This window comes from Pseudomonas sp. CFBP13508, assembly GCF_005233515.1.
Lineage (GTDB): Bacteria > Pseudomonadota > Gammaproteobacteria > Pseudomonadales > Pseudomonadaceae > Aquipseudomonas > Aquipseudomonas mercuritolerans.
This window is the reverse complement of the sequence record NZ_QFZZ01000002.1, coordinates 546,447-567,931: the sequence shown is the minus strand read 5'-3', so window position 1 is coordinate 567,931 and position 21,485 is coordinate 546,447. Positions and strand designations below refer to the sequence as shown.

Annotated in this window: 23 protein-coding genes and 1 pseudogene; 10 read left to right on the top strand and 14 right to left on the bottom strand. The window is 59.2% G+C overall.

Annotated elements, in window-relative coordinates; translation table 11 throughout:
- The first annotated feature begins 32 nt into the window (after positions 1-32).
- Both PspCFBP13508_RS07040 and grxD read left to right on the top strand, forming a co-directional pair.
- Positions 33-2,138 (top strand): molybdopterin oxidoreductase family protein, encoded by a 2,106-nt coding sequence (locus PspCFBP13508_RS07040; RefSeq protein WP_137214063.1) that lies wholly within the window; start codon positions 33-35, stop codon positions 2,136-2,138.
- Between the two features lie 97 nt (positions 2,139-2,235).
- A complete protein-coding gene (gene grxD / locus PspCFBP13508_RS07035; protein ID WP_016773402.1) occupies positions 2,236-2,577 on the top strand; it encodes a Grx4 family monothiol glutaredoxin in 342 nt (113 codons plus the stop codon).
- A 205-nt stretch (positions 2,578-2,782) separates the two neighbouring features.
- On the opposite strand, the gene bfr is transcribed toward grxD, so the two are convergent.
- The gene (gene bfr, locus PspCFBP13508_RS07030; RefSeq protein ID WP_016773403.1) at positions 2,783-3,256 is read right to left on the bottom strand and encodes a bacterioferritin; all 474 of its coding nucleotides are present in this window, start codon (positions 3,254-3,256) and stop codon (positions 2,783-2,785) included.
- A gap of 200 nt (positions 3,257-3,456) precedes the next feature.
- Positions 3,457-3,675, bottom strand: a complete 219-nt coding sequence (locus tag PspCFBP13508_RS07025) for a bacterioferritin-associated ferredoxin (RefSeq protein WP_003227725.1) — start codon at positions 3,673-3,675, stop codon at positions 3,457-3,459.
- A gap of 312 nt (positions 3,676-3,987) precedes the next feature.
- On the opposite strand from PspCFBP13508_RS07025, the gene PspCFBP13508_RS07020 reads away from it, so the two are divergent.
- On the top strand, positions 3,988-4,590 hold the full coding sequence (locus PspCFBP13508_RS07020; protein ID WP_003227723.1) for a peroxiredoxin: 603 nt from the start codon (positions 3,988-3,990) through the stop codon (positions 4,588-4,590).
- A 75-nt stretch (positions 4,591-4,665) separates the two neighbouring features.
- Here PspCFBP13508_RS07020 and rnt read toward each other — a convergent pair whose 3' ends face one another.
- Together rnt and pyrC are read right to left on the bottom strand one after the other, a co-directional pair.
- Positions 4,666-5,343, bottom strand: a complete 678-nt coding sequence (gene rnt, locus PspCFBP13508_RS07015; RefSeq protein WP_016773404.1) for a ribonuclease T — start codon at positions 5,341-5,343, stop codon at positions 4,666-4,668.
- On the bottom strand, positions 5,340-6,386 hold the full coding sequence (gene pyrC, locus PspCFBP13508_RS07010) for a dihydroorotase (protein ID WP_137214062.1): 1,047 nt from the start codon (positions 6,384-6,386) through the stop codon (positions 5,340-5,342). Before pyrC ends, rnt begins: the two co-directional genes overlap by 4 nt.
- A 160-nt stretch (positions 6,387-6,546) precedes the next feature.
- Between pyrC and PspCFBP13508_RS07005 the strand changes: the two genes are divergently transcribed.
- Positions 6,547-7,461 (top strand): OmpA family protein, encoded by a 915-nt coding sequence (locus PspCFBP13508_RS07005; RefSeq protein WP_041479867.1) that lies wholly within the window; start codon positions 6,547-6,549, stop codon positions 7,459-7,461.
- Positions 7,462-7,590: 129 nt separating this feature from the next.
- On the top strand, positions 7,591-8,808 hold the full coding sequence (locus PspCFBP13508_RS07000) for an argininosuccinate synthase (RefSeq protein ID WP_007953201.1): 1,218 nt from the start codon (positions 7,591-7,593) through the stop codon (positions 8,806-8,808).
- 122 nt (positions 8,809-8,930) lie between these two features.
- Here PspCFBP13508_RS07000 and PspCFBP13508_RS06995 read toward each other — a convergent pair whose 3' ends face one another.
- Entirely contained in the window at positions 8,931-9,644 is a 714-nt protein-coding gene (locus PspCFBP13508_RS06995; RefSeq protein ID WP_130912024.1) for a hypothetical protein, read from the bottom strand.
- Positions 9,645-10,062: 418 nt separating this feature from the next.
- On the opposite strand from PspCFBP13508_RS06995, the gene PspCFBP13508_RS06990 reads away from it, so the two are divergent.
- Complete coding sequence (locus PspCFBP13508_RS06990; RefSeq protein WP_130912025.1) at positions 10,063-10,689, top strand: response regulator transcription factor; 627 nt, start codon at positions 10,063-10,065, stop codon at positions 10,687-10,689.
- Positions 10,690-10,777: 88 nt separating this feature from the next.
- Here PspCFBP13508_RS06990 and PspCFBP13508_RS06985 read toward each other — a convergent pair whose 3' ends face one another.
- From PspCFBP13508_RS06985 to metG, 8 genes are all read right to left on the bottom strand, one after another.
- On the bottom strand, positions 10,778-10,957 hold the full coding sequence (locus PspCFBP13508_RS06985) for a hypothetical protein (protein ID WP_130912026.1): 180 nt from the start codon (positions 10,955-10,957) through the stop codon (positions 10,778-10,780).
- A 107-nt stretch (positions 10,958-11,064) separates the two neighbouring features.
- Positions 11,065-11,703: an endonuclease III gene (gene nth, locus PspCFBP13508_RS06980; RefSeq protein WP_016773410.1), complete on the bottom strand. Its 639-nt coding sequence runs from the start codon at positions 11,701-11,703 to the stop codon at positions 11,065-11,067.
- Entirely contained in the window at positions 11,700-12,272 is a 573-nt protein-coding gene (locus PspCFBP13508_RS06975) for an Rnf-Nqr domain containing protein (RefSeq protein WP_137214061.1), read from the bottom strand. Before PspCFBP13508_RS06975 ends, nth begins: the two co-directional genes overlap by 4 nt.
- Complete coding sequence (locus tag PspCFBP13508_RS06970) at positions 12,269-12,877, bottom strand: RnfABCDGE type electron transport complex subunit G (RefSeq protein ID WP_137214060.1); 609 nt, start codon at positions 12,875-12,877, stop codon at positions 12,269-12,271. Before PspCFBP13508_RS06970 ends, PspCFBP13508_RS06975 begins: the two co-directional genes overlap by 4 nt.
- Complete coding sequence (locus PspCFBP13508_RS06965) at positions 12,874-13,857, bottom strand: RnfABCDGE type electron transport complex subunit D (protein ID WP_137214059.1); 984 nt, start codon at positions 13,855-13,857, stop codon at positions 12,874-12,876. Before PspCFBP13508_RS06965 ends, PspCFBP13508_RS06970 begins: the two co-directional genes overlap by 4 nt.
- Positions 13,844-14,848, bottom strand: a complete 1,005-nt coding sequence (gene rsxB / locus PspCFBP13508_RS06960; protein ID WP_137214058.1) for an electron transport complex subunit RsxB — start codon at positions 14,846-14,848, stop codon at positions 13,844-13,846. The genes PspCFBP13508_RS06965 and rsxB overlap by 14 nt, the downstream gene beginning before the upstream one ends.
- Positions 14,845-15,414, bottom strand: a complete 570-nt coding sequence (locus PspCFBP13508_RS06955) for an Rnf-Nqr domain containing protein (RefSeq protein ID WP_137214057.1) — start codon at positions 15,412-15,414, stop codon at positions 14,845-14,847. The genes rsxB and PspCFBP13508_RS06955 overlap by 4 nt, the downstream gene beginning before the upstream one ends.
- Before the next feature lie 114 nt (positions 15,415-15,528).
- Positions 15,529-17,580 (bottom strand): methionine--tRNA ligase, encoded by a 2,052-nt coding sequence (gene metG / locus PspCFBP13508_RS06950; RefSeq protein WP_137214056.1) that lies wholly within the window; start codon positions 17,578-17,580, stop codon positions 15,529-15,531.
- A 319-nt stretch (positions 17,581-17,899) separates the two neighbouring features.
- Here metG and apbC point away from each other — a divergent pair, with 319 nt between their 5' ends.
- Both apbC and PspCFBP13508_RS27590 read left to right on the top strand, forming a co-directional pair.
- The gene (gene apbC / locus PspCFBP13508_RS06945; protein WP_130912033.1) at positions 17,900-18,994 is read left to right on the top strand and encodes an iron-sulfur cluster carrier protein ApbC; all 1,095 of its coding nucleotides are present in this window, start codon (positions 17,900-17,902) and stop codon (positions 18,992-18,994) included.
- Positions 18,995-18,997: 3 nt separating this feature from the next.
- A pseudogene (locus PspCFBP13508_RS27590) lies at positions 18,998-19,105 on the top strand (metal ABC transporter ATP-binding protein); the annotation flags it as partial.
- A gap of 20 nt (positions 19,106-19,125) precedes the next feature.
- Here PspCFBP13508_RS27590 and PspCFBP13508_RS06935 read toward each other — a convergent pair.
- Positions 19,126-19,884, bottom strand: a complete 759-nt coding sequence (locus PspCFBP13508_RS06935) for an SDR family oxidoreductase (protein WP_137214055.1) — start codon at positions 19,882-19,884, stop codon at positions 19,126-19,128.
- Positions 19,885-20,047: 163 nt separating this feature from the next.
- On the opposite strand from PspCFBP13508_RS06935, the gene PspCFBP13508_RS06930 reads away from it, so the two are divergent.
- Together PspCFBP13508_RS06930 and PspCFBP13508_RS06925 are read left to right on the top strand one after the other, a co-directional pair.
- Positions 20,048-20,773 carry a HugZ family protein gene (locus PspCFBP13508_RS06930; RefSeq protein ID WP_137214054.1) on the top strand — a complete coding sequence of 242 codons (726 nt, stop codon included), beginning with the start codon at positions 20,048-20,050 and terminating at the stop codon, positions 20,771-20,773.
- Between the two features lie 71 nt (positions 20,774-20,844).
- Complete coding sequence (locus tag PspCFBP13508_RS06925; RefSeq protein WP_137214053.1) at positions 20,845-21,321, top strand: FxsA family protein; 477 nt, start codon at positions 20,845-20,847, stop codon at positions 21,319-21,321.
- The last annotated feature ends 164 nt before the right edge of the window (positions 21,322-21,485 follow it).

Sequence of the window (21,485 nt, the reverse complement as noted above, 5' to 3'; positions counted from 1 at the left end):
TTGCCTGCTCCCGAACAAGACAGAGACTGGCCATGACCAAGACTCTTCACCACCGTGCATGCCACCTGTGCGAAGCCATTTGCGGCCTGACCATCGAAACCACGGAAACCGATGGCAACGTCGCGATCACCTCGATCAAGGGTGATGCCCTCGACACCTTCAGCCGCGGCCATATCTGCCCGAAAGCCGTGGCCCTGCAAGATATTCAGAATGATCCGGATCGCCTGCGTCAGCCGATGCGCCGCGTCGGCAGCGAATGGCTGCCGATCGAATGGGACGAGGCGTTTGCGCTGGTGGCCGAGAAACTGGCGGCGATTCAGGAACGTCACGGGCAGAACGCCGTTGCGGTGTATCAGGGCAATCCGAGCGTGCACAACTACGGCCTGATGACCCACAGCAATTACTTCCTGGGGTTGCTGAAAACCCGCAATCGCTACTCGGCAACGTCGGTCGATCAACTGCCGCACCACCTCAGCAGCTATCTGATGTACGGCCACGGTCTGCTGTTGCCGATTCCGGACATCGATCACACCGATTTCATGCTGATCCTCGGCGGCAATCCGTTGGCGTCGAACGGCAGCATCATGACCGTGCCGGACGTCGAGAAGCGCCTGAAGGCGATTCAGGCGCGCGGCGGCAAAGTGGTGGTGGTCGATCCGCGCCGCAGCGAAACCGCAGCGATGGCCGATCAACACGTTTTCGTCCGCCCCGGTGGCGATGCGGCGTTGCTGTTCGGCATGCTCAATACGCTGTTCAGCGAAGGCCTGACCCGCGACAGCCATTTGCAGGTCGATGGCCTCGACGAGGTGCGCAACGCCGTGGCTGCGTTTAGTGCCGAAGCGATGAGCCCGCTCTGCGCAGTGCCTGCCGAACAGATTCGCCAACTGGCGCGCGACTTCGCTGCTGCGCCGAGTGCGGTCTGCTATGGACGCATGGGCGTCTCGACCCAGGCCTTCGGCACCCTCTGTCATTGGGTGGTGCAGTTGATCAATCTGGTCACCGGCAATCTCGATCGCGTTGGCGGTGCACTGTGCACCGAGCCGGCGGTGGATCTGGTGGCGTCGACCTCGGGCGGGCATTTCAACAAATGGCAGAGCCGGGTTTCCGGTCGTCCGGAATACGGCGGCGAGTTGCCGGTCTCGGTGCTCGCTGAAGAAGTGCTCACGGAAGGCGAGGGGCAGATCCGCGCGCTGATCACCGTCGCCGGCAACCCGGTGCTGTCGACGCCCAACGGCCGGCAGTTGGAGCAGGCTCTGGACGGCCTCGACTTCATGCTCAGCATCGACCTGTACATCAACGAAACCACGCGCTATGCCGATCTGATCCTGCCGTCGACCTCGGCGCTGGAAAACGATCACTACGACACCACTTTCAACCTGTTTGCGGTGCGTAACGTCACCCGCTTCAATCGCGCGATTCTCGCCAAGCCCGAGGGTGCGCTGCACGACTGGGAGATCTTCGTCGGCTTGGCCAAAGCCTTCGCCGAGAAAACCGGCAAGGAGCTGAAACCGACGATGCCGCCGGCGAAGATGATCGACATGGGCCTGCGCATGGGCCGCTACGGCGATGGGTCCGAGCACAAGCTGTCGCTGGTGACGCTGTTCGATCATCCGCACGGCATTGATCTGGGGGCGCTGAAGCCGAATCTGGCGTCACGTCTGAAAACGCCGAATCAGCGTATCCAGGCCGCACCGCCGGAAATTCTCGCCGACCTCGCACGCTTTGCCGCGTTGCAGGCGCCGGCAGCCGATGAATTGTTGATGATCGGCCGCCGCCATGTACGCAGCAATAATTCGTGGATGCACAATTTTCATCGGCTGGTGAAGGGCAAGCCGCGGCATCAGTTGCTGATGCATCCGGATGACCTGGCCAGCCGTGGTCTGGCCGATGGGCAGCGGGTTCGGGTGAGTTCGCGGGTCGGGCAGATCGAGGTGGAAGTGCTCGCCAGTCTCGACATGATGAAAGGCGTGGTCAGCCTGCCCCACGGTTGGGGCCATGCGCGCCCGGGCGTGCAGATGGCAATCGCCAGTGGCCAGCCGGGATCGAGCGCCAACGACCTGACCGACGAGTGCCAGCTCGACGAACTGTCGGGTAACGCGGCGTTGAACGGTGTGCCGGTGACCGTGGCGGCGGCTTGAGCGGGTCTGTCGGGGAGACCGAGCATGGCGCTCGGGATTCCGTTACAATGCGCCACCGTGCCGACCTCTGAGTCGGAAAGTTCAGCCGAGGTGCTCCATGGATATCATCGAAACGATTAAAGAGCAGATTGCCAACAACACCATTCTGCTTTACATGAAAGGCTCGCCGAATGCCCCGCAGTGCGGCTTCTCCGCAAAAGCTGCGCAAGCCGTGATGGCCTGTGGTGAAAAGTTCGCGTACGTGGACATCCTGCAGAACCCGGAAATCCGCGCCAATCTGCCAAAGTACGCCAACTGGCCGACTTTCCCGCAACTGTGGGTCGGTGGTGAGCTGGTCGGCGGCAGCGACATCATGACCGAGATGGCTGCAGACGGTTCGCTGCAAAGCACCATCAAGGCGGCTGTCGAAGCGGCAGCGGCGAACAAGTCCGAAGCCTGATTCTGCGTTCATGGAGTTTCGCTCGACGACGCGTCTCCTGTAGGAGCTGTCGAGTGAAACGAGGCTGCGATCTTTTGATCTTCGGCCAACAAAAAAGCCCCGCACCTCGAAAGAGGGCGGGGCTTTTTTGTTGGCGTTTACATAGGTCTTGCGAAGTTAAAGCTGAAATCGATAAAGATCGCAGCCTCGTTTCACCCGACAGCTCCTACTCTTCGCCCATCTGCGACTGCAGATAGTTTTCCAGACCGATCTTGTCGATCAGGCCGAGCTGGGTTTCCAGCCAGTCGATGTGTTCTTCTTCCGACTCGAGAATGTCTTCGAGCAGTTCACGGCTACCGAAGTCGCCAACGGTTTCGCAGTGGGCGATGGCGGCTTTCAGATCGGCATGGCCGGTCTTTTCGATGCGCAAGTCGCATTCGAGCATCTCGCGGGTGTGCTCGCCGATGTGCAGCTTGCCCAAGTCCTGCACATTCGGCAGGCCTTCAAGGAACAGGATGCGCTTGATCAGCTTGTCCGCGTGTTTCATCTCGTCGATGGATTCGTGGTATTCGTGCTTGCCGAGCTTGTTCAGACCCCAATCTTCATACATGCGTGCATGCAGAAAGTATTGATTGATCGCGACCAGCTCATTGGCGAGGATCTTGTTGAGATGCTGGATGACTGTAATGTCGCCTTTCATGATCGGAGTCCTGCCCTGTATTAACCGTATATAAGGCGGAGTTTGAGCTTGGTATTTATAAGTGTCAAACCTAAGTTATTGAATAATAAATGAAAATTAATCGGAATAAGAATGTTTGTGTTCCGCGTCTGGACGCTAAGCAATTGATTTTCAGGCATAAAAAAACCGGACATCTAGTCCGGTTCTTTGAAATGGGGCATTTACGCAGCAGTAAATTCTACCGGGTAAGGGATCGCGGCCTGGGCGGTTTGCAGCTTGGTCAGGGTTTCGCGCACCACTTCCTTGGCAAGGCAGGCGCATTTTCCACACTGGCTGGCGACGCCGGTGGCCTGGCGAACTTCTTTGTAGCTACAGCAACCTTCATAGATCGCTTCGCGGATCTGTCCGTCGGTGACGCCAGTGCAGAGGCAAACATACATAAGTAAGAACCGTCGCTGGTTGTGACTCAATTGCGATGGATCTTAATGTTAACGAGAATGATTGTCAAAGTGCTTTCGGAACGCTTCGCAGCCTATTTGCCGGCGACTGACGAACGGTATTTTCCAAATGCGCGTCTGACCCCATGAATACGCAGTGGATAACCGAACAGGGAAAATCCGTTACGGACAGGCCAAATACGCAGTGTATGATGGTCGTCCCTTGCGAAGAGGGTTCGTGTCACAGGGCTGTCGCCTGAGGGTGGCAGGCTGGCCCGGACCTTGAACTTCAAGTTTCTACACCAGGAGATATCAATGAGCGTACTCGTAGGCAAACAAGCCCCAGACTTCACCGTCCCGGCCGTACTCGGCAATGGCGAGATCGTTGACAGCTTCACCCTGTCCTCGGCCATCAAAGGCAAATACGGCCTGGTGTTCTTCTACCCACTGGACTTCACCTTCGTCTGCCCGTCCGAGCTGATCGCTCTGGACAACCGCATGGCTGACTTCAAGGCACGCAACGTTGAAGTGATCGCCGTGTCGATCGACTCGCACTTCACCCACAACGCCTGGCGCAACACCCCGGTCAACAATGGCGGCATCGGCCAGGTGAAATACACCATGGCTGCCGACATGAAGCACGACATCGCCAAGGCATACGACGTTGAATCCGAAGGCGGCGTGGCTTTCCGTGGCGCGTTCCTGATCGACGACAAAGGCGTGGTTCGCTCGCAGATCATCAACGACCTGCCGCTGGGCCGTAACATGGAAGAGCTGATCCGTCTGGTCGACGCGCTGCAATTCCACGAAGAGCACGGCGAAGTCTGCCCGGCCAACTGGAAGAAAGGCGACAAAGGCATGAACGCTTCGCCGGAAGGCGTTGCGGCTTACCTGACCGAGAACGCTGCGGCCCTGTAAGGCGCAACGTCGAGGTACAAAAAAACCGGCCCATGTGGGCCGGTTTTTTCATGCGCGGGATTTGTTCGCAGGGGATCAGTCGTCGAAGTCTTCCCAGCCGCCCATCTGCTTCCAGCGATTGACGATGCCGCAGAACAGCTCAGCGGTCTTTTCGGTGTCGTAACGCGCCGAGTGCGCTTCACGACCGTCGAAATCGATGCCCGCGGCCTGACAGGCTTTCGCCAGCACGGTCTGACCATACGCCAGACCCGCCAGGGTCGCGGTGTCGAAACTGGAGAACGGGTGGAACGGGTTGCGCTTCATGTCCAGGCGCGCAACTGCTGCGTTGAGGAAGCCCAGGTCGAAACTGCTGTTGTGCCCGACCAGAATTGCCCGCTTGCAGCCGTTGGCTTTCAGCGCCTTGCGAATGCCACGGAAGATGTCGGTCAGCGCGGTTTCTTCGCTGACGGCCATGCGTAGCGGATGATCGAGCTTGATCCCGGTGAACTCCAGCGCTGCCGCTTCGACGTTGGCGCCTTCGAATGGCTCGACGCGGAAGAAGTAGGTGTGATCCGGGTAGACGAAACCCTTTTCATCCATGGCGATGGTGGTCGCGGCAATCTCCAGCAAGGCATCGGTGGCTGCGTTGAAGCCACCAGTTTCTACGTCGACGACAACCGGCAGGTAGCCGCGAAAACGCGCTGCCATCGGATGACGGGAACCGCCGCCGCCACCTTGACCGTCCAGTTCATCGTCGAAATTGTCTTCACTCACGCGTGTTCCTCCAGCAGGCGCCAGCGCAGTTTTTCACCGGCGCGCAGCGGGATAACGGTCAGCTCGCCAAACGGCAGGCTGGTCGGGGCAGTCCATTCTTCACGGACCAGGGTGATGTGATCGGTGTTAGCCGGCAGGCCGTAGAAACGTGGACCGTTGAGGCTGGCGAAGGCTTCGAGTTTATCCAGCGCGTTACGCTGTTCGAACGCTTCGGCATACATCTCGATGGCGGCGTAGGCGGTGTAGCAACCGGCGCAACCGCAGGCGGCTTCCTTGGCATGCTGGGCGTGGGGCGCCGAGTCGGTGCCGAGGAAGAACTTGGTGCTGCCACTGGTGGCCGCGTCGAGCAAGGCTTCCTGGTGGGTGTTGCGCTTGAGAATCGGCAAGCAGTAGAAGTGCGGCCGAATCCCCCCGACCAGCATGTGGTTGCGGTTGTACAGCAGGTGATGCGCGGTGATGGTCGCGCCGACGTTGGCCGAAGCCTCGTTGACGAACTGCACGGCGTCGCCGGTGGTGATGTGTTCGAACACCACTTTCAGCGTCGGGAAACGCTCGACCACGCGGCGCATGTGCTCGTCGATGAAAATCTTTTCGCGATCGAACACATCGACGTCGCCACGGGTGACTTCACCGTGGATCAACAGCGGCATGCCGACTTCGGCCATGGCTTCCAGCGCCGGGAAGATCTTGTCGATGCTGGTCACGCCGGAATCGGAGTTGGTGGTCGCGCCGGCCGGGTACAGCTTGGCGGCGTAGACGAAACCGCTGGCCTTGGCCTGACGAATTTCTTCCGGTTGGGTGCGATCGGTGAGGTACAGCACCATCAACGGCTCGAACTGACTGCCGGCCGGGCGGGCAGCGAGAATGCGCTGGCGATAGCCGTCGGCTTCAGCGGCGTTGCGCACCGGCGGTACCAGGTTCGGCATGATGATCGCGCGCCCGAAGGTGCGGGCCACATCGGCAACGGTATTGGTCAACACGGCACCATCGCGAAGATGAATGTGCCAGTCGTCGGGACGCAGCAGGGTCAGGCGGTCGGACATGAGGGGATTCCAGGCGGGTCAAACTGAGGCGAATGCTACCGGAAAAGACTCTTGCAGGCACCCGCTATCAAGTTTTGCCACACGCGTCCGATATCCCGAAGGTATGCCGTAAACATTGTGTGAATCGGTGTTTGTGTTTCACAAGCCAATGGAGCCTCCCGTGCGCCAGCGTTATTTAGCCCTGCTCAGTGTGTTTGCCAGCCTTCCCGCGATGGCGCTGACTTACCAGACCCGTCTGGAGAACATTGAGTGGACGGTCGCCGGCGACCAGTTCGAATGCCGCCTGACCCAGCCGATCACCGATTTCGGCTCGGGCGAGTTCGTGCGCAAGGCCGGTGAGCAGGCGATCTTTCGCCTGAATGCCTATAACGCCATGCTCGGTGGTGGTTCGGCGACCTTGCTCGCTGCCGCTGCACCCTGGCAGCCGGGGCGTGGCGACATCAATCTGGGCTCTGTGCGTCTGGGCAGCGGCAATGTGTTGTTCAACAGCTCGCAATCCCAGGCCGGGGGATTGATCAGCGGTCTGCTGGACGGTCGCAGCCCGGTGGTACGCCGTGCGTCTGGCGATGGCCGCGTCTCCGAAGTGCGTTTGTTGCCGGTGAAATTCAGCAAGGCGTTCAACGACTATCAAGGCTGTGTGGCGAAATTGCTGCCGCAGAATTTCGACCAGATCAAGCAGTCGCAAATCGGCTTCCCCGGCGAAGGGGTTGAGCTGGACCCGGCTGCCAAGGCCAAGCTGCAAGTGATGCTCGAATACATGAAGGCCGACCCGACGGTGAACCACATTGACCTCGACGGTCATTCCGACAACAGCGGCAATCGTCTGACCAACCGCGAATTGTCGCGCCGCCGCGCGCTGGCGGTGGTGGATTTCTTCAAGGCCAACGGCATTCAGGAATCGCAGATCACCGTGCGTTTCCACGGCGAGCAATATCCGATCGTGCCGAACACCAGCAAGGCCAATCGTGCGAAGAACCGTCGGGTCAACGTGAAACTGTCGCGCGTGGCACCCACCACGGCTCCTGCGCCGGCGCCGCAAGCGAGTACGCCGGCCACGGCCGCAGCGACTTCCTGACCCGCCGGTCATCGTCGCGCTCTCGACAGATTCTGTCGCTTTGTCGTCTTAAGCTGTCGCGCCTCTGTAAATTATTGCGTTTGAGCGGTAGACTCCCCGGCTTTCCGTAGAACCCCGTGGAGTGATGGCATGGCGGACGTAAACAAGGTCGTTCTGGCGTATTCCGGCGGCCTGGACACTTCGGTGATCCTCAAGTGGCTGCAGGATACTTATAACTGTGAAGTGGTGACCTTCACCGCTGATCTCGGTCAAGGCGAAGAGGTCGAGCCGGCCCGCGCCAAGGCTCAGGCCATGGGCGTCAAAGAAATCTACATCGACGACCTGCGCGAAGAATTCGTGCGTGATTTCGTGTTCCCGATGTTCCGCGCCAACACCGTTTACGAAGGCGAGTACCTGCTGGGTACTTCCATCGCCCGTCCGCTGATCGCCAAGCGCCTGATCGAAATCGCCAACGAAACCGGCGCCGACGCCATTTCCCATGGCGCCACCGGCAAGGGCAACGACCAGGTGCGCTTCGAACTGGGCGCCTACGCGCTCAAGCCAGGCGTGAAAGTGATCGCCCCTTGGCGCGAGTGGGACCTGCTGTCCCGCGAGAAGCTGATGGACTACGCCGAGAAGCACGCGATCCCGATCGAACGCCACGGCAAGAAAAAATCTCCGTACTCGATGGACGCCAACCTGCTGCACATCTCCTATGAAGGCGGCGTGCTGGAAGACACCTGGACCGAACACGAAGAAGACATGTGGCGCTGGACCGTCTCCCCGGAGAAGGCTCCCGACACCCCGCAATACCTGGAACTGACCTACCGCAACGGCGACATCGTCGCGCTGGACGGCGTCGAAATGACCCCGGCCACCGTACTGGCGACGCTGAACAAGATCGGCGGCGAGCACGGCATCGGTCGTCTCGACATCGTCGAAAACCGTTATGTCGGCATGAAGTCCCGTGGCTGCTACGAAACCCCGGGCGGCACCATCATGCTGCGCGCCCACCGCGCCATCGAGTCGATCACTCTGGACCGCGAAGTCGCTCACCTCAAAGACGAGTTGATGCCCAAGTACGCCAGCCTGATCTACACCGGCTACTGGTGGAGCCCTGAGCGTCTGATGCTGCAACAGATGATCGACGCTTCGCAGGTCAACGTGAACGGCGTAGTGCGCCTGAAGTTGTACAAAGGCAACGTCATCGTTACTGGCCGCAAGTCCGACGACTCACTGTTCGACGCCAACATCGCGACCTTTGAAGAAGACGGCGGCGCTTACAACCAGGCCGACGCGGCAGGCTTCATCAAGCTCAATGCGCTGCGCATGCGTATTGCTGCTAACAAGGGTCGCAAGTTGTTCTGAGCGACTCTGACCGACGCGCATTAAAAAAGGCGGCCTGTTCAGGGCCGCCTTTTTTTTCGGATTTTCAGTAGGGTTCATCAGGCCGGTCCTTGTTCTGTCTGTACACAGGCGTGGTCGCGGTGTCAGCTGGTTCTGCCGAGCAATGTCACAGTCTGCGAACACAGGTTGTACACGATGCAAAGTGTGGCGCCTGGGCCTTTCTTCGCCTGCCTGATCTGTTGCAGTGCGCAGTGGGCCAGCGAATCCGAGGCGTGATTGCACAGGAATACGAGAACGCGCGCATGTTTCCTCTCTGCGTTTTTGAGCGCTTCGAGGATCGCATCGAATTCCCTTGATGCATCGATACCTCGCGCGTCGATGATGGTCAGTTCGCCTACCGAGGGTGACAGCTTGATGTTCTGCACAACCGGATCGGTTCTTCGCCTGGTGCCGGGTGGAGGGTCTGGCGCGTTGTGAATTCTGCATGGACGCGGGAATCGGCCAGGGCCGGTTTTGGCTGACACGATGCAACTGGTCAGCTCGAAAGCGCAATGCTCGCCTGTTTCGCGAAGCAGTGCGTTGCGTTTGTCGTCTCGCTCCTGATGCTCTGTCGTCTTCAAAAAGCTTTTGTCTTTGCCAAAGTCGGATGGCGAATAAAGCGACCGGTGATTGAAGTTGAGCGTGATAAAAAACAGAAATAACAAATAAAAGGGAAAGCTGATCAGAAACCACACGTAAATTTCCCGGTCCTTGTTGTCCAGAAAAGGCAGCGAGACCGCGGCGGAAGTTTCCGAAAGAATCGCAAATATGGCAATGACTGTCATGGGGTTGGTGATCTGGTTTTTTATCTTCAGCATGGGTTGAGTTCCATCTTCTGTGTTTAGTTGAAAGTTCAATGTTTCCATTTACAGCAAAAACGTTCATGCAAGTAGCAAGTGTTTATTTCCAAGTTTTATAGAATCAATGATGTGGTGTCGAACGTGTCTTGTTGCCGGTTCGTTACCTTATATGTCCAATTGATTGTGAGCAGGGACGTCACGCAGGACCAGCGATGCGTAGGATTTGCCTGCACGGCAATCCAGGTTTCGCCGCCATAAGGAAGGCAGGAAGGAGGTTATGACGGGTCGAGAATGGCCGATTTGTGGGAATTATCCTCGATGCTTGTAGGGAATGTCTCTCGATGCAAGTGCGTGTAAAAGTTGCCATGCCTTGAAGCAAGTGACTGGGATATCGTGCGTGTTCTAAAAATTCGAACAGCGAAAACTGGACTTGCCCATGAATAAAGTGCTGATCGTGGATGACCATCCCGTCATTCGACTTGCGGTACGTATGCTGATGGAACGGCATGGCTACGAAGTCATTGCAGAAACGGATAATGGCGTTGATGCACTACAAATTGCTCGTGAACAACTGCCGGACCTTGTCATTCTCGATATAGGCATACCAAAACTTGATGGCCTGGAAGTTATTGCTCGCCTGACTTCCACTGCCATGCCGGTGAAAGTTCTGGTGCTGACTTCCCAGGCTCCGGGACATTTTTCGATGCGCTGTATGCAGTCCGGCGCAGCGGGTTATGTATGCAAGCAACAGGATCTCACCGAATTGCTCAGTGCGATCAAGGCTGTTCTGTCCGGCTACAGCTATTTCCCTAATCAGGCGCTGCATACCGTGCGAACCAGTCTGGGCAATGCGAGTGAAGCGGACATGGTTGATCGACTGTCCGGACGGGAGATGATGGTGTTGCAGCAATTGGCCCGCGGCAAGACCAACAAGGAGATCGCAGACGGCATGTTTTTGAGCAACAAGACTGTGAGCACTTACAAGACTCGTCTGTTGCTGAAACTCAATGCGCGGTCTCTGGTTGATCTCATCGAGTTGGCGCAGCGCAATGGCCTGGTTTGAACGATTCGACAGCTGAGACCGTCATGGGCCGATCAAGCTCGGTTGTCGCAGAAATTGAAAAGCCTCCGTTCAGGGAGGCCTTCAGGTATCAGAGATCAAAATCGTAGTCGGCCAATTGTCTTTGCAATCGGCGCTCCTCAAGCAGGTTGTCGATTGTGCGACGCTTGCTGAGGTTGGTTTTAGCCACTTCCACCACCGGCTCCGCGTCATCGGCATCAGCGACAATAAAATCTTCTTCCACATCCAGTTGTTCTTTATCGGTACTCATGAAGTCGACTCCCGGCTAAGACTGCCTTTGGCGCTCCTTATATCGACATTAGTGCGGCGGGTAAAAAAGATTTTTTCAATCGATGGATACGGAAAACTGATGATGGCTCAATCGTCAGAAGTTTTGTGTTTGTATTCGCACAAATCTTCGATGCGGCAGCTGCCGCAGCGCGGTTTGCGTGCCAGGCACACATAACGGCCGTGCAGAATCAACCAGTGGTGTGAGTCGAGCAGGAATTCTTTCGGTACAAACTTCATCAATTTCATTTCAACTTCCACCACATTTTTCCCCGGCGCGATGCCGGTGCGATTGCTGACGCGGAAGATGTGCGTGTCGACCGCCATGGTCAATTGCCGGAAAGCGGTATTTAGCACCACATTGGCAGTCTTGCGCCCGACGCCGGGCAGGGCTTCGAGTTCTTCGCGGGTTTGCGGCACTTCCCCGCCATGGCGTTCAACCAGCAAGCGACAGGTTTCAATGACGTTCTTCGCCTTGCTGTTGTACAGGCCGATGGTCTTGATGTACTCGGACAGGCCTTCGACCCCCAGCGCGTGAATAGCGGCGGGCGTATTGGCGACGGGGAAGAGTTTGGCGGTGGCCTTGTTGACGCCGACATCGGTGGACTGCGCTGAAAGAATCACCGCAATCAGCAGCTCGAACGGCGAAGAGTAGGCCAGCTCGGTTTTCGGCTCGGGATTGTCTTCGTGCAGTCGGCGAAATATCTCAAGACGTTTTGCAGCATTCATGGGCGATGCGTTTCCTTGATGACAGAGTGGCGGCGTGTCCACGCCTGACGTGCGGCGAGAAGCACGCCCGTTAAAACCAAAGCGCCGGGGACCAGCGTAAACAGATGCAATCCCTCGGGGAAGACAACCAGACCTTGCCAGGACGCCGACAGCCCTCGGCCAAGGGAGCCATGGCCAAGGATTTCACGCAGCCCGCCGATCAACAGCATGAGCGCGGCGAACAGGGTGCAGCGTTTGAAAATGGCAGCGATGGGCTCGCGAAAGAGGCCACTGTATTCAAGAGCGACGCACTGCAAGGCAAGCAGCCCTATATAGAGCGCAGACGCCTGCTGCCATGGCAAAAACCAGCGTTGCGCCACAATATCCGCGCAACTGGTCAATGTGGCAGCAAGTGTCAGGCTGGCGAGCAACGTATGGGTGCCCGTCAGGCGCTCGCGCAGCGGTGACATGCAGATGGCAAAAGCGCCTAGCACTATGCCGAGCATCAAGGTCATCCCCAGCGCAGCGCTCAACGTTTGTGTGGCGCCGAGTAGCGGCACCAGCATCAATAAACTCACCGTGCGTCTCATTGGCCATTCCCCAGCAGCAGCGCCCGATGCTCATCGAAATAACGCAGTGCGTCATGAATCGCGTTGATGGCGGCACGGGAAGTTATGGTCGCACCAGCGATTTGATCGAACTGCCCCTGATCCTTTTTCAGCGCCCAACCGGCGTCTGTCGGCTCTGTACGGGATTTGCCGATGAAGGCCTGAAGCCAGGAGTTCGGCCATTCTCCGATGTCACCACCCAATCCTGGCGTTTCGCGCTGCTCAAGGGTTTTCACGCCGAGGAGTTTGCCATTTGCATCAATGGCAATCAGCAGTTCCAGTGCTCCTGCGTAACCTTCGCTGCGACTGCGCAACAGCACCGCGACTGTCTGTCCGGAGCGGGTCGCTCGATAGCCGCCCGACAGCGTGCTATGGCGCAAAACAGGCTCGGCGAGCTTCGTCAGCGGTTGTTCCAGCGGCTGATTGTCGTAGTACCCCGAAGGAAGCACATCAAGCAATTTGCGGCTGTCGAGCAAACGCTGCTCGCTGGCAATCTGCGGTGCACTGCTGCGCTGCAGCACGTATGTTGCGCTCACGCCAAAGAGTGCCAGCAGCACGACCGTCACGACGCTCGCCGAGCGGTTCACGCGTTCACCTTCAACTGGTGGCTGGCGGCGAAGCGCTCCAGCGTCGGCACCAGCAGATTCATCAGCAATACCGCAAACGCGACGCCGTCGGGGTAACCACCCCAAGTGCGAATCAGATAGGTGAGCAAGCCGACGCCAATGCCGAACAGCAGGCGGGCGAGGGCGCTTTTCGCGCCGGACACCGGTTCGGTCACGATAAAAAATGCACCGAGCATGGTCGCGCCGCTGAGCAGATGAAACAGCGGCGAACCGTGGGAATCCGAACCCGAGCCGTTCCAGCACAACAAGCTGATGACGAACAGGCTGGCGAGCATCCCCACCGGTGCGTGCCAGGAAAAGATCCGCCGCTGCAACAGCCACAGGCCGCCGAGCAGGAACGCCAGATTCACCCATTCCACACCGCGCCCGCCGAAACGGCCGAAGGCCGGGTTGCTGACGAACAGCTCATCGATGGTCAGGCTTTTATTGATGCGCAGACTGTCCAGTGCCGTGGCTTGCGCCCAGGCGTCCGGTGCTGGAGCCGGGTTGAAAACCTGTTGCAACGCCGAGGGGAAATCGAGGCCATGACCGGGCCAATGGGTCATCGCTTGCGGAAACAGCACCATGCTCAGGGCAAAGCCAAGCATCGCCGGATTGAAAGGGTTTTTGCCGACGCCACCATACAGATGCTTGCCGAACAACAAGCCTGAAGCGGTCGCCGTGACGGTCAGCCACCAAGGGCAATAAGCCGGCAGCGCGACGGCCAGCAACATCGCACTGACCAGTGCACTGCGATCGCGCAGCGTCGGTTGCACGGCTTGTCGACGCAGGCTTGCGACCCCAGCTTCGACGAGCAAAGCGCTGATGACCGCCAGCAGCAGATTGATCAACACGCCCCAGCCATACAGCCAGAACAAAGCGAGCAGCCCCGGCAGCGCTGCGAGCAGCACGGTATTCATCGCCTGTTGCAGGCGATCGTCCGCTGCCTCAAGGGGTGGCATGGTCTTGCACCTGGCGCTCGGCGTCAGTCACGGCTTGCTCCAGTGCTGCGATCTGCTCCGGCGCAGCCTCCGCTGCTTGGGCTTTTTTCAGCTCGGCGCGGCGCATGGCCAACTGGATCTTGGCTCGCTTCAGTTCGGCGTCGTTGGTCGGTGCGGGAACGGCGGGAATTGCCGGTTGGCTGCTTTCCAGATTCGCCAGCGCTTGCTCGGCGGCTTCGAATTGTTGCTGCAGGACGATCAATTGCGACTGCTGTTCGAACGTCGGCGGATGGCCGAAGGCTTTCAGCGATTTATGCAATTGAGCGCGACTCATCGCCACATCGACCTTGGCTTTCTTCAGCGCCGCATCGGCGCTCGCGGCTTTTTGTGCCCGCACCCGCTCCAGCGCAGCCTGCACCGGGTCGGCGGTCGACACTTGCGGCTGTGCCGCACGCTGCGCTCGCGCTTCACGTTCGGCCTGCTTTTGCTGTTCTTCGCGCAGCAGGCGCTGGTTGCGGCGCTCGAAACGCTGGCGCGCGTGGTCACGCTTGATTGCGCGGGCGCGCTGTTCTTCAAGACCGAACGCAAGACCGCCAACCACGGCAGTCGTGTTCGCAGGCAAAGGATGCATTTCGATGCAGTCGACCGGGCACGGCGCAACGCACAGATCACAACCGGTGCACTCGTCGATCAGCACCGTGTGCATGAGTTTTGCCGCGCCGACGATGGCGTCGACCGGGCAGGCCTGAATGCACTTGGTGCAGCCGATGCATTCGGCCTCGCGGATGAAGGCGACTTGCGGCGGTGCCGGGCCACGGCTGATGTCCAGTTCCAGGACCGGTATTTTCAACAGCTCGGCCAGGGCAGCGATGGTTTCTTCGCCGCCCGGCGGGCACTTGTTGATCGGCTCGCCGTCAACAATGCCTTGTGCATAGGGTTTGCATCCGGGATGTCCGCACTTGCCGCATTGGTTCTGCGGCAGCAGGGCATCGATGCGTTGAAGCAGACTCATGTTTTGATCAATCCACTGAATCCGAGAAAAATCACTGCGATCAGTCCGGCGCTGATCAGGTCGATCGGCAGGCCGCGAAAGGGCAGGGGAATATCGTTGTCGGCCGTGCGCTCGCGCAGGTCGCAGAACACACTCAACACCAGCCAGAAACCCAGCCCGGCGCCGAAACTCAATGCTGTCGCGTGCAGCAGGCCTTGATCATTTTGCGCATTGATCAACGCCAGCCCGAGTACGCCGGCATTGCCGAGCAGCAGCGGCCACAATCCGTCGAACGGCCAATCCGGCAGCCCGCGCGCCAGCAGTTTCAGCAGCGGCGTGATCAACAACACACTCGACGGCAGAAACACGAACAGGCGCAGCGCTTCAAGCTGCAACGGCAGCAGTATCCACTGCCAGATCGCCTGACCGATAACGCCGACCACCACCATCAGGCACAACGTCGCCAACCCCAGCGCATGCACCTGGCGTCGGTTGCCCGCCAGCAGCGGAGCGACGCCCAGCGGCCAGTGCAACACGAAATTGTTGAGCAGCGCAGCACTGATCAGCGTTAACACGAGTTCGGTCATGGTTCTGCCAGCGAAACGGGCGGGTGTCTCTTAAGGGTAGGCACTATCGGGCCAGATATGAAAAATCCCACCGGCATGCAGCGCACGTCGGTGGGATCGCTTTACGGCAACGTCTTACTTGATGCGCTGACCCGGCTTGGCGCCGCTGTCAGGGCTCAGCAGGTAGATCTCTTCACCGCCGGGACCTGCCGCCATCACCATGCCTTCGGAAATACCGAACTTCATTTTCCGTGGCTTGAGGTTGGCGATCATCATGGTCAGGCGACCGTCGAGCTTGGACGGGTCCGGGTAGGCGCTCTTGATCCCGGAGAACACGTTGCGTTGCTCGTCACCGATGTCGAGGGTCAGGCGCAGCAGCTTGTCGGCGCCTTCGACGTGTTCGGCCTTGACGATCAGAGCGACGCGCAAATCGATGGCAGCAAAGGCGTCGAAATCGATTTCCGGCGACAGCGGATCCTTGGCCAGTTCGCCGTTACCCGTAGGTGCCGCAGCGCCGGTGTCGGTCTGGCTGGCGGTCAGGTCTTCCTTGGAGGCGTCGGTCATGGCTTGCACTTTTACCGGGTCGATGCGGGTCATCAACGGTTTGAATTCGTTGAGCTGGTGGTTGGCCAGCAAGGTGGTGTGGTCATTCCAGGTCAGCGGCGCGACGTTGAGGAACGCCTCGGCATCGGCGGCCAGCAGCGGCAGCACCGGTTTGAGGAAGATCACCAACTGGCGGAACAGGTTGATGCCGGTGGCGCAGATCGCCTGGACTTCATCCTGCTTGTCTTCCTGCTTGTTCAGCGACCACGGCGCCTTGTCGGCGATCCACGCGTTGGCGCGGTCAGCCAGGGCCATGATTTCACGCATGGCGCGGGCAAAATCGCGGGCCTCGTAGGCGTCGGCAATGCTTGGCGCGGCGGCGAGGAAGGCCTCGGTCAGCTCCGGCGCGGCATTGTTGTCGACCATCAGGCCGCCGTTGCCTTTGTGGATAAATCCGGCGCAACGGCTGGCGATGTTGACCACTTTGCCGACCAGGTCGGAGTTGACCTTCTGCACGAAGTCTTCGAGGTTCAAGTCAAGGTCATCGACGCCACGGCCGAGCTTGGCCGCGTAGTAATAGCGCAGGTATTCCGGCGACAGGTGATCCAGATAAGTGCGGGCCTTGATGAACGTGCCGCGCGACTTGGACATTTTCTGGCCGTTGACGGTCAGGTAGCCGTGCACGTTGATGCCGGTCGGCTTGCGGTAGCCGGCGCCTTCGAGCATGGCTGGCCAGAACAGCGCATGGAAATTGACGATGTCCTTGCCGATGAAGTGGTACAGCTCGGCAGTCGAATCCTTGCCCCAGAACGCGTCGAAGTCCAGCTCCGGCGTGCGGTTGCAGAGGTTCTTGAAGCTGGCCATGTAACCGATCGGCGCATCCAGCCACACGTAGAAATACTTGCCCGGTTCGCCCGGAATCTCGAAACCGAAATACGGCGCATCGCGGGAGATGTCCCACTGCTGCAGGCCGGCGTCCAGCCATTCGGCGATCTTGTTGGCCACGGCGTCCTGCAGGGTGCCGCTTCGGGTCCAGGCCTGCAGCATGTCCTGGAAATCCGGCAGCTTGAAGAAGAAGTGCTGGGAATCCTTGAGCACCGGGGTGGCGCCGGAGATCGCCGACTTCGGATCCTTCAGGTCAGTCGGTGCGTAGGTCGCGCCGCATTTTTCGCAGTTGTCGCCGTACTGGTCTTCGGTGCCGCATTTCGGGCAGGTGCCCTTGATGAAGCGGTCGGCCAGGAACATTTTCTTTTCCGGGTCGAAATACTGGGTGATCGAGCGCTGGGCGATGTGCCCGGCGTCACGCAGCTTGAGGTAGATCTGGCTCGACAGCTCACGGTTTTCTTCGGCGTGAGTGGAGTGGAAATTGTCGAAATCGACGAGGAAGTCGGCAAAGTCGGCGCTGTGTTCAGCCTGTACGTTGGCGATCAGTTGTTCCGGGGTGATGCCTTCCTTTTCCGCGCGCAGCATGATCGCCGAACCGTGGGCGTCGTCGGCGCAGACATAGATGCATTGGTTGCCGCGATGCTTCTGGAAGCGCACCCACATATCGGTCTGGATGTATTCCAGCATGTGGCCAAGGTGGATCGAACCATTGGCGTAGGGCAGGGCGCTGGTGACGAGGATCTTGCGTGGCTCGGACATGGGGCTTCGCTACTTGATGAAACGGAGGTCGGCCACTATAAAGCGCTGGCGCATATTTTTCACCCCTGCGCCACCGGGTACTTTGAGAGCTCGTGTGGTGAGGGGATTTATCCCCGCTGGGTGGCGAGGCCGCCTCAAAACCGCAAACTTCGATGTATCAGATAGTCCGAGTGCAATGTCTTTACGACTGCTGCGCAGCCCAACGGGGATAAATCCCCTCACCACGGTGGCTTTTCAGCGCAAGTAATCTGTTCGCCTCAAATCGGTGTCCAGCGTACGATACCCGCCATCCTTTCCAGTCTTGTTATCGGAGTTGCCCATGAGCGCCGTCACTCGCGCAGCGGTGGAAGCCGTCCTCAGCCAATACACCGACCCTTACCTGAACCAGGACCCGGTCAGCGCCGGTTGCGTGAAAAACATCGAGATCATCGGTGACCGCGTCAATGTGCAGCTGGAAATCGGCTACGCCGCCGGCCTGTTCAAGAGCGGTTGGGCGCAAATGCTGCAACTGGCTATCGAAAACCTCGAAGGTGTCACTGCGGCTAAAGTCGAGATCACCAGCGTGATCGCCGCGCACAAGGCCCAGGCGCAGATCCCGGGGCTGGCCAACGTCAAGAACGTCGTCGCCGTCGCGTCCGGCAAGGGCGGCGTGGGCAAATCCACTACCGCTGCCAACCTCGCGCTGGCGCTGGCCCGTGAAGGCGCCAAAGTCGGCATCCTCGACGCCGATATCTACGGCCCGAGCCAAGGCATCATGTTCGGCATTCCCGAGCGCACCCGTCCTGAGGTCAAGGATCAGAAATGGTTCGTGCCGCTCAAGGCCCACGGCGTGGAAGTCATGTCGATGGCGTTCCTGACCGACGACAACACGCCGATGGTCTGGCGCGGGCCGATGGTTTCCGGGGCGCTGCTGCAACTGGTCACGCAAACTGCCTGGGGCGATCTGGATTATCTGGTCATCGACATGCCGCCAGGCACCGGCGACATCCAGTTGACCCTGGCGCAGAAAGTCCCGGTGGCCGGCGCGGTGATCGTCACTACGCCGCAGGATCTGGCGTTGCTCGACGCACGCAAAGGCGTGGAAATGTTCCGCAAGGTCAACATTCCGGTGCTGGGCGTGGTGGAAAACATGGCCGTGCACATTTGCTCGAACTGCGGGCATGCCGAGCATCTGTTCGGTGAAGGTGGCGGCGAAAAACTGGCCACCCAGTACGGCGTCGAATTGCTGGCCTCGCTGCCGCTGTCGATGCTGATCCGCGAACAGGCCGATGGCGGCAAGCCAACCGTGATCGCCGAGCCGGACAGCCAGATCGCCATGGTCTATCAGGAACTGGCCCGCCACGTCGGCGCGCGCATCGTCTTGCAGGAAGCGGCCACGCCGGCGATGCCGAACATCACCATCAGCGACGATTGATCCATCAGCAGCGCTGAAAAACCTGTGGGAGCGAGCCTGCTCGCGAAAGCGGTAGATCAGACAACCAATGGGTTGAATGACACACCGCATTCGCGAGCAGGCTCGCTCCCACATTTGTTTCAGGGTGACAGTCAGATGCGCAACCCGCCATCCATCTCCAGAATCCGCCCGGTGTAGTAGTCGTTTTCGAAGATATACGCCGCCGAATGGGCGATCTCTTCCGGCTTGCCCATGCGCTTGAGCGGAATGCCCGACGTCATCTTCTCCAGCGCTTCCGGCTTCATGCCCAAAGTCATTTCGGTTTCGATGAAGCCCGGCGCAATGCCCGCGACGCGAATGCCGTAACGCGCCAGTTCCTTCGCCCAGGTTACGGTCGCTGCCGCTACGCCAGCCTTGGCGGCGGAATAGTTGGTCTGGCCGACGTTGCCCGCACGGGAGATCGAGGAAATATTGATGATCGCGCCGCTGTTCTTCAGCTCGACCATCTTCGCCGCGACTTCTCGGGTGCAAAGAAACACGCCGGTCAGGTTGACGTCGATCACTGCCTGCCACTGCGCCAGGCTCATCTTGGTCATCTCGCCGTCCTTGACCTTCAGCAGCAGACCATCGCGCAGGATCCCGGCGTTGTTGATCAGGCCGTGGATGGCGCCGAAGTCTTCGGCCACTTGCGCGACCATGTGCTCGACCTGTTCTTCACTGGCGACGTTGCACAGGTAGCTGCGCGCTTCGACACCCTTGGCTTTGCACGCAGCCACGGCGGCGTCGAGTTTTTCCTGATTCAGATCGACCAGGGCCAGTTTCGCGCCCTTGCCGGCGAAATACTCGGCCATGGAACGGCCCAAACCCTGGCAACCGCCAGTGATAATGATTACTTTGTCGTTGAGTTGCATTCGCATGTCCCGCTGGCAGGTCTGAGTTGTTTTTGTTGTCGGCAACGCTCGATCGGTACCGGTCAGGCCTGGTTGCACACGAACATTTGCCCGATGCGCGCCGGTTACTTTTCGCTGCGCGCCTGTCCGTTTTCTAGACGGAACCCATTTAAGGAGTCACAAATTGAGCGCTGAAGTGGCGAAGAATGCCCGAGAATTGCTTCTCAAGGAATACCGTGGAGTGCTGTCGACCCACTCCAAATCGATGCCGGGTTTTCCCTTTGGTTCGGTTGTGCCGTATTGCCTGGACGAGCAGGGCCGGCCGCTGATCCTGATCAGCCGCATCGCCCAGCACACGCATAACCTGCAGAAAGATCCGAAGTGTTCGATGCTGGTGGGCGAGCGCGTGGCCGACGATGTGCAGGCGGTCGGGCGGCTGACTTATCTGGCCCAAGCGCAGAAACTCGAAGACCCGGCAGCCATCGAGGCCGCCGCCGAGCGTTATTACCGCTATTTCCCTGACTCGCAGAATTATCACCAGGCCCACGATTTCGATTTCTGGGTGCTCGATCCGGTGCGCCATCGTTACATCGGCGGCTTTGGTGCGATCCACTGGATCGACGATCTGACCTTGGCCAACCCGTTCGCCGGCAAGGCTGAAATCAGCATGGTCGAGCACATGAACAGCGATCACGCCAAGGCCATCGCCCATTACGTCGAGCTCGCCGGGCTGCCTGACAGCACGCCGGCGCAACTGGCAGGGATCGACAGCGAAGGCATGCATCTGCGCATCGGTCAGGCCGTCTACTGGTTGCCCTTCGCGGCGCCATGTAATACGCCGACACAAGTGCGCGAGGCCTTGGTTTCTCTGGCTCACGCCCATTCCTGGCCGAAAAAAGCGCAAAGTTAAGCTTGAATTCACGCAAGGGCGACGTCATCTAAGGCTTACTGCAAGGCATTTCTTGCGTTGAGGAAACTTTGATGCGCCCTTTTCTGTTGCTCTTTCTGCTGTTTCCAGTGCTGGAGCTGTTCGTATTCGTCAAAGTGGCAGGCTCTATCGGGTTCTTCCCGGCCCTGCTGCTGATCATTCTCGGCTCGGCGTTCGGTGTGTTCGTCCTGCGCGTCGCCGGTCTGGCCACCGCATTGCGTGCCCGGGAAAGTCTGAATCGCGGCGAATTGCCCGCGCAGACCATGCTCGAAGGCCTGATGCTGGCGTTGGCCGGTGGCCTGTTGATCATTCCCGGTTTCATCAGTGACGTGGTCGGTCTGGTGATGCTGTTGCCGGTCACCCGGCGTCTGCTGGCGAACAAGATGCGCCAGCGCGCCGAAGACCAGGCCATGCGCCAGCGCGCCTTCGCCGACGACCTGCAACCCCGCGGCGGCCCGGCCCCGCGCGAGCCGCTCGGTCGAGAGCCGAATGTGATCGAAGGCGAGTTCGAACATCGCGACAACAAGTGACATCAGCATCGACACGGCACCTTCGGGTGCCGTGCTCGTTTATGGCGCTTTTTTGCTGTGTGGCGATGAAAAATTTTTTCCATCAGCCCTTGTAATCGGCTTGTGCGCCCCTATGTATCGGTCACCGAAAGGTTTCCGGTATTCAAACCGGACAGACTTGCGCG

Excerpts from the sequence above, each read along its gene's own strand:
- rsxB (WP_137214058.1), bottom strand. The coding sequence starts at position 14,848 with ATGAGTCTGCTTCAACGCATCGATGCCCTGCTGCCGCAGAACCAATGC.
- PspCFBP13508_RS06955 (WP_137214057.1), bottom strand. The coding sequence starts at position 15,414 with ATGACCGAACTCGTGTTAACGCTGATCAGTGCTGCGCTGCTCAACAAT.
- metG (WP_137214056.1), bottom strand. The coding sequence starts at position 17,580 with ATGTCCGAGCCACGCAAGATCCTCGTCACCAGCGCCCTGCCCTACGCC.
- PspCFBP13508_RS06925 (WP_137214053.1), top strand. The coding sequence starts at position 20,845 with ATGCGCCCTTTTCTGTTGCTCTTTCTGCTGTTTCCAGTGCTGGAGCTG.
- PspCFBP13508_RS07025 (WP_003227725.1), bottom strand. The coding sequence starts at position 3,675 with ATGTATGTTTGCCTCTGCACTGGCGTCACCGACGGACAGATCCGCGAA.
- apbC (WP_130912033.1), top strand. The coding sequence starts at position 17,900 with ATGAGCGCCGTCACTCGCGCAGCGGTGGAAGCCGTCCTCAGCCAATAC.
- PspCFBP13508_RS07000 (WP_007953201.1), top strand. The coding sequence starts at position 7,591 with ATGGCGGACGTAAACAAGGTCGTTCTGGCGTATTCCGGCGGCCTGGAC.
- PspCFBP13508_RS07020 (WP_003227723.1), top strand. The coding sequence starts at position 3,988 with ATGAGCGTACTCGTAGGCAAACAAGCCCCAGACTTCACCGTCCCGGCC.
- nth (WP_016773410.1), bottom strand. The coding sequence starts at position 11,703 with ATGAATGCTGCAAAACGTCTTGAGATATTTCGCCGACTGCACGAAGAC.
- PspCFBP13508_RS06995 (WP_130912024.1), bottom strand. The coding sequence starts at position 9,644 with ATGCTGAAGATAAAAAACCAGATCACCAACCCCATGACAGTCATTGCC.
- PspCFBP13508_RS06935 (WP_137214055.1), bottom strand. The coding sequence starts at position 19,884 with ATGCAACTCAACGACAAAGTAATCATTATCACTGGCGGTTGCCAGGGT.
- PspCFBP13508_RS06965 (WP_137214059.1), bottom strand. The coding sequence starts at position 13,857 with ATGCCACCCCTTGAGGCAGCGGACGATCGCCTGCAACAGGCGATGAAT.
- pyrC (WP_137214062.1), bottom strand. The coding sequence starts at position 6,386 with ATGTCCGACCGCCTGACCCTGCTGCGTCCCGACGACTGGCACATTCAT.
- PspCFBP13508_RS06985 (WP_130912026.1), bottom strand. The coding sequence starts at position 10,957 with ATGAGTACCGATAAAGAACAACTGGATGTGGAAGAAGATTTTATTGTC.
- PspCFBP13508_RS07040 (WP_137214063.1), top strand. The coding sequence starts at position 33 with ATGACCAAGACTCTTCACCACCGTGCATGCCACCTGTGCGAAGCCATT.
- PspCFBP13508_RS06990 (WP_130912025.1), top strand. The coding sequence starts at position 10,063 with ATGAATAAAGTGCTGATCGTGGATGACCATCCCGTCATTCGACTTGCG.
- grxD (WP_016773402.1), top strand. The coding sequence starts at position 2,236 with ATGGATATCATCGAAACGATTAAAGAGCAGATTGCCAACAACACCATT.
- PspCFBP13508_RS06975 (WP_137214061.1), bottom strand. The coding sequence starts at position 12,272 with ATGAGACGCACGGTGAGTTTATTGATGCTGGTGCCGCTACTCGGCGCC.
- bfr (WP_016773403.1), bottom strand. The coding sequence starts at position 3,256 with ATGAAAGGCGACATTACAGTCATCCAGCATCTCAACAAGATCCTCGCC.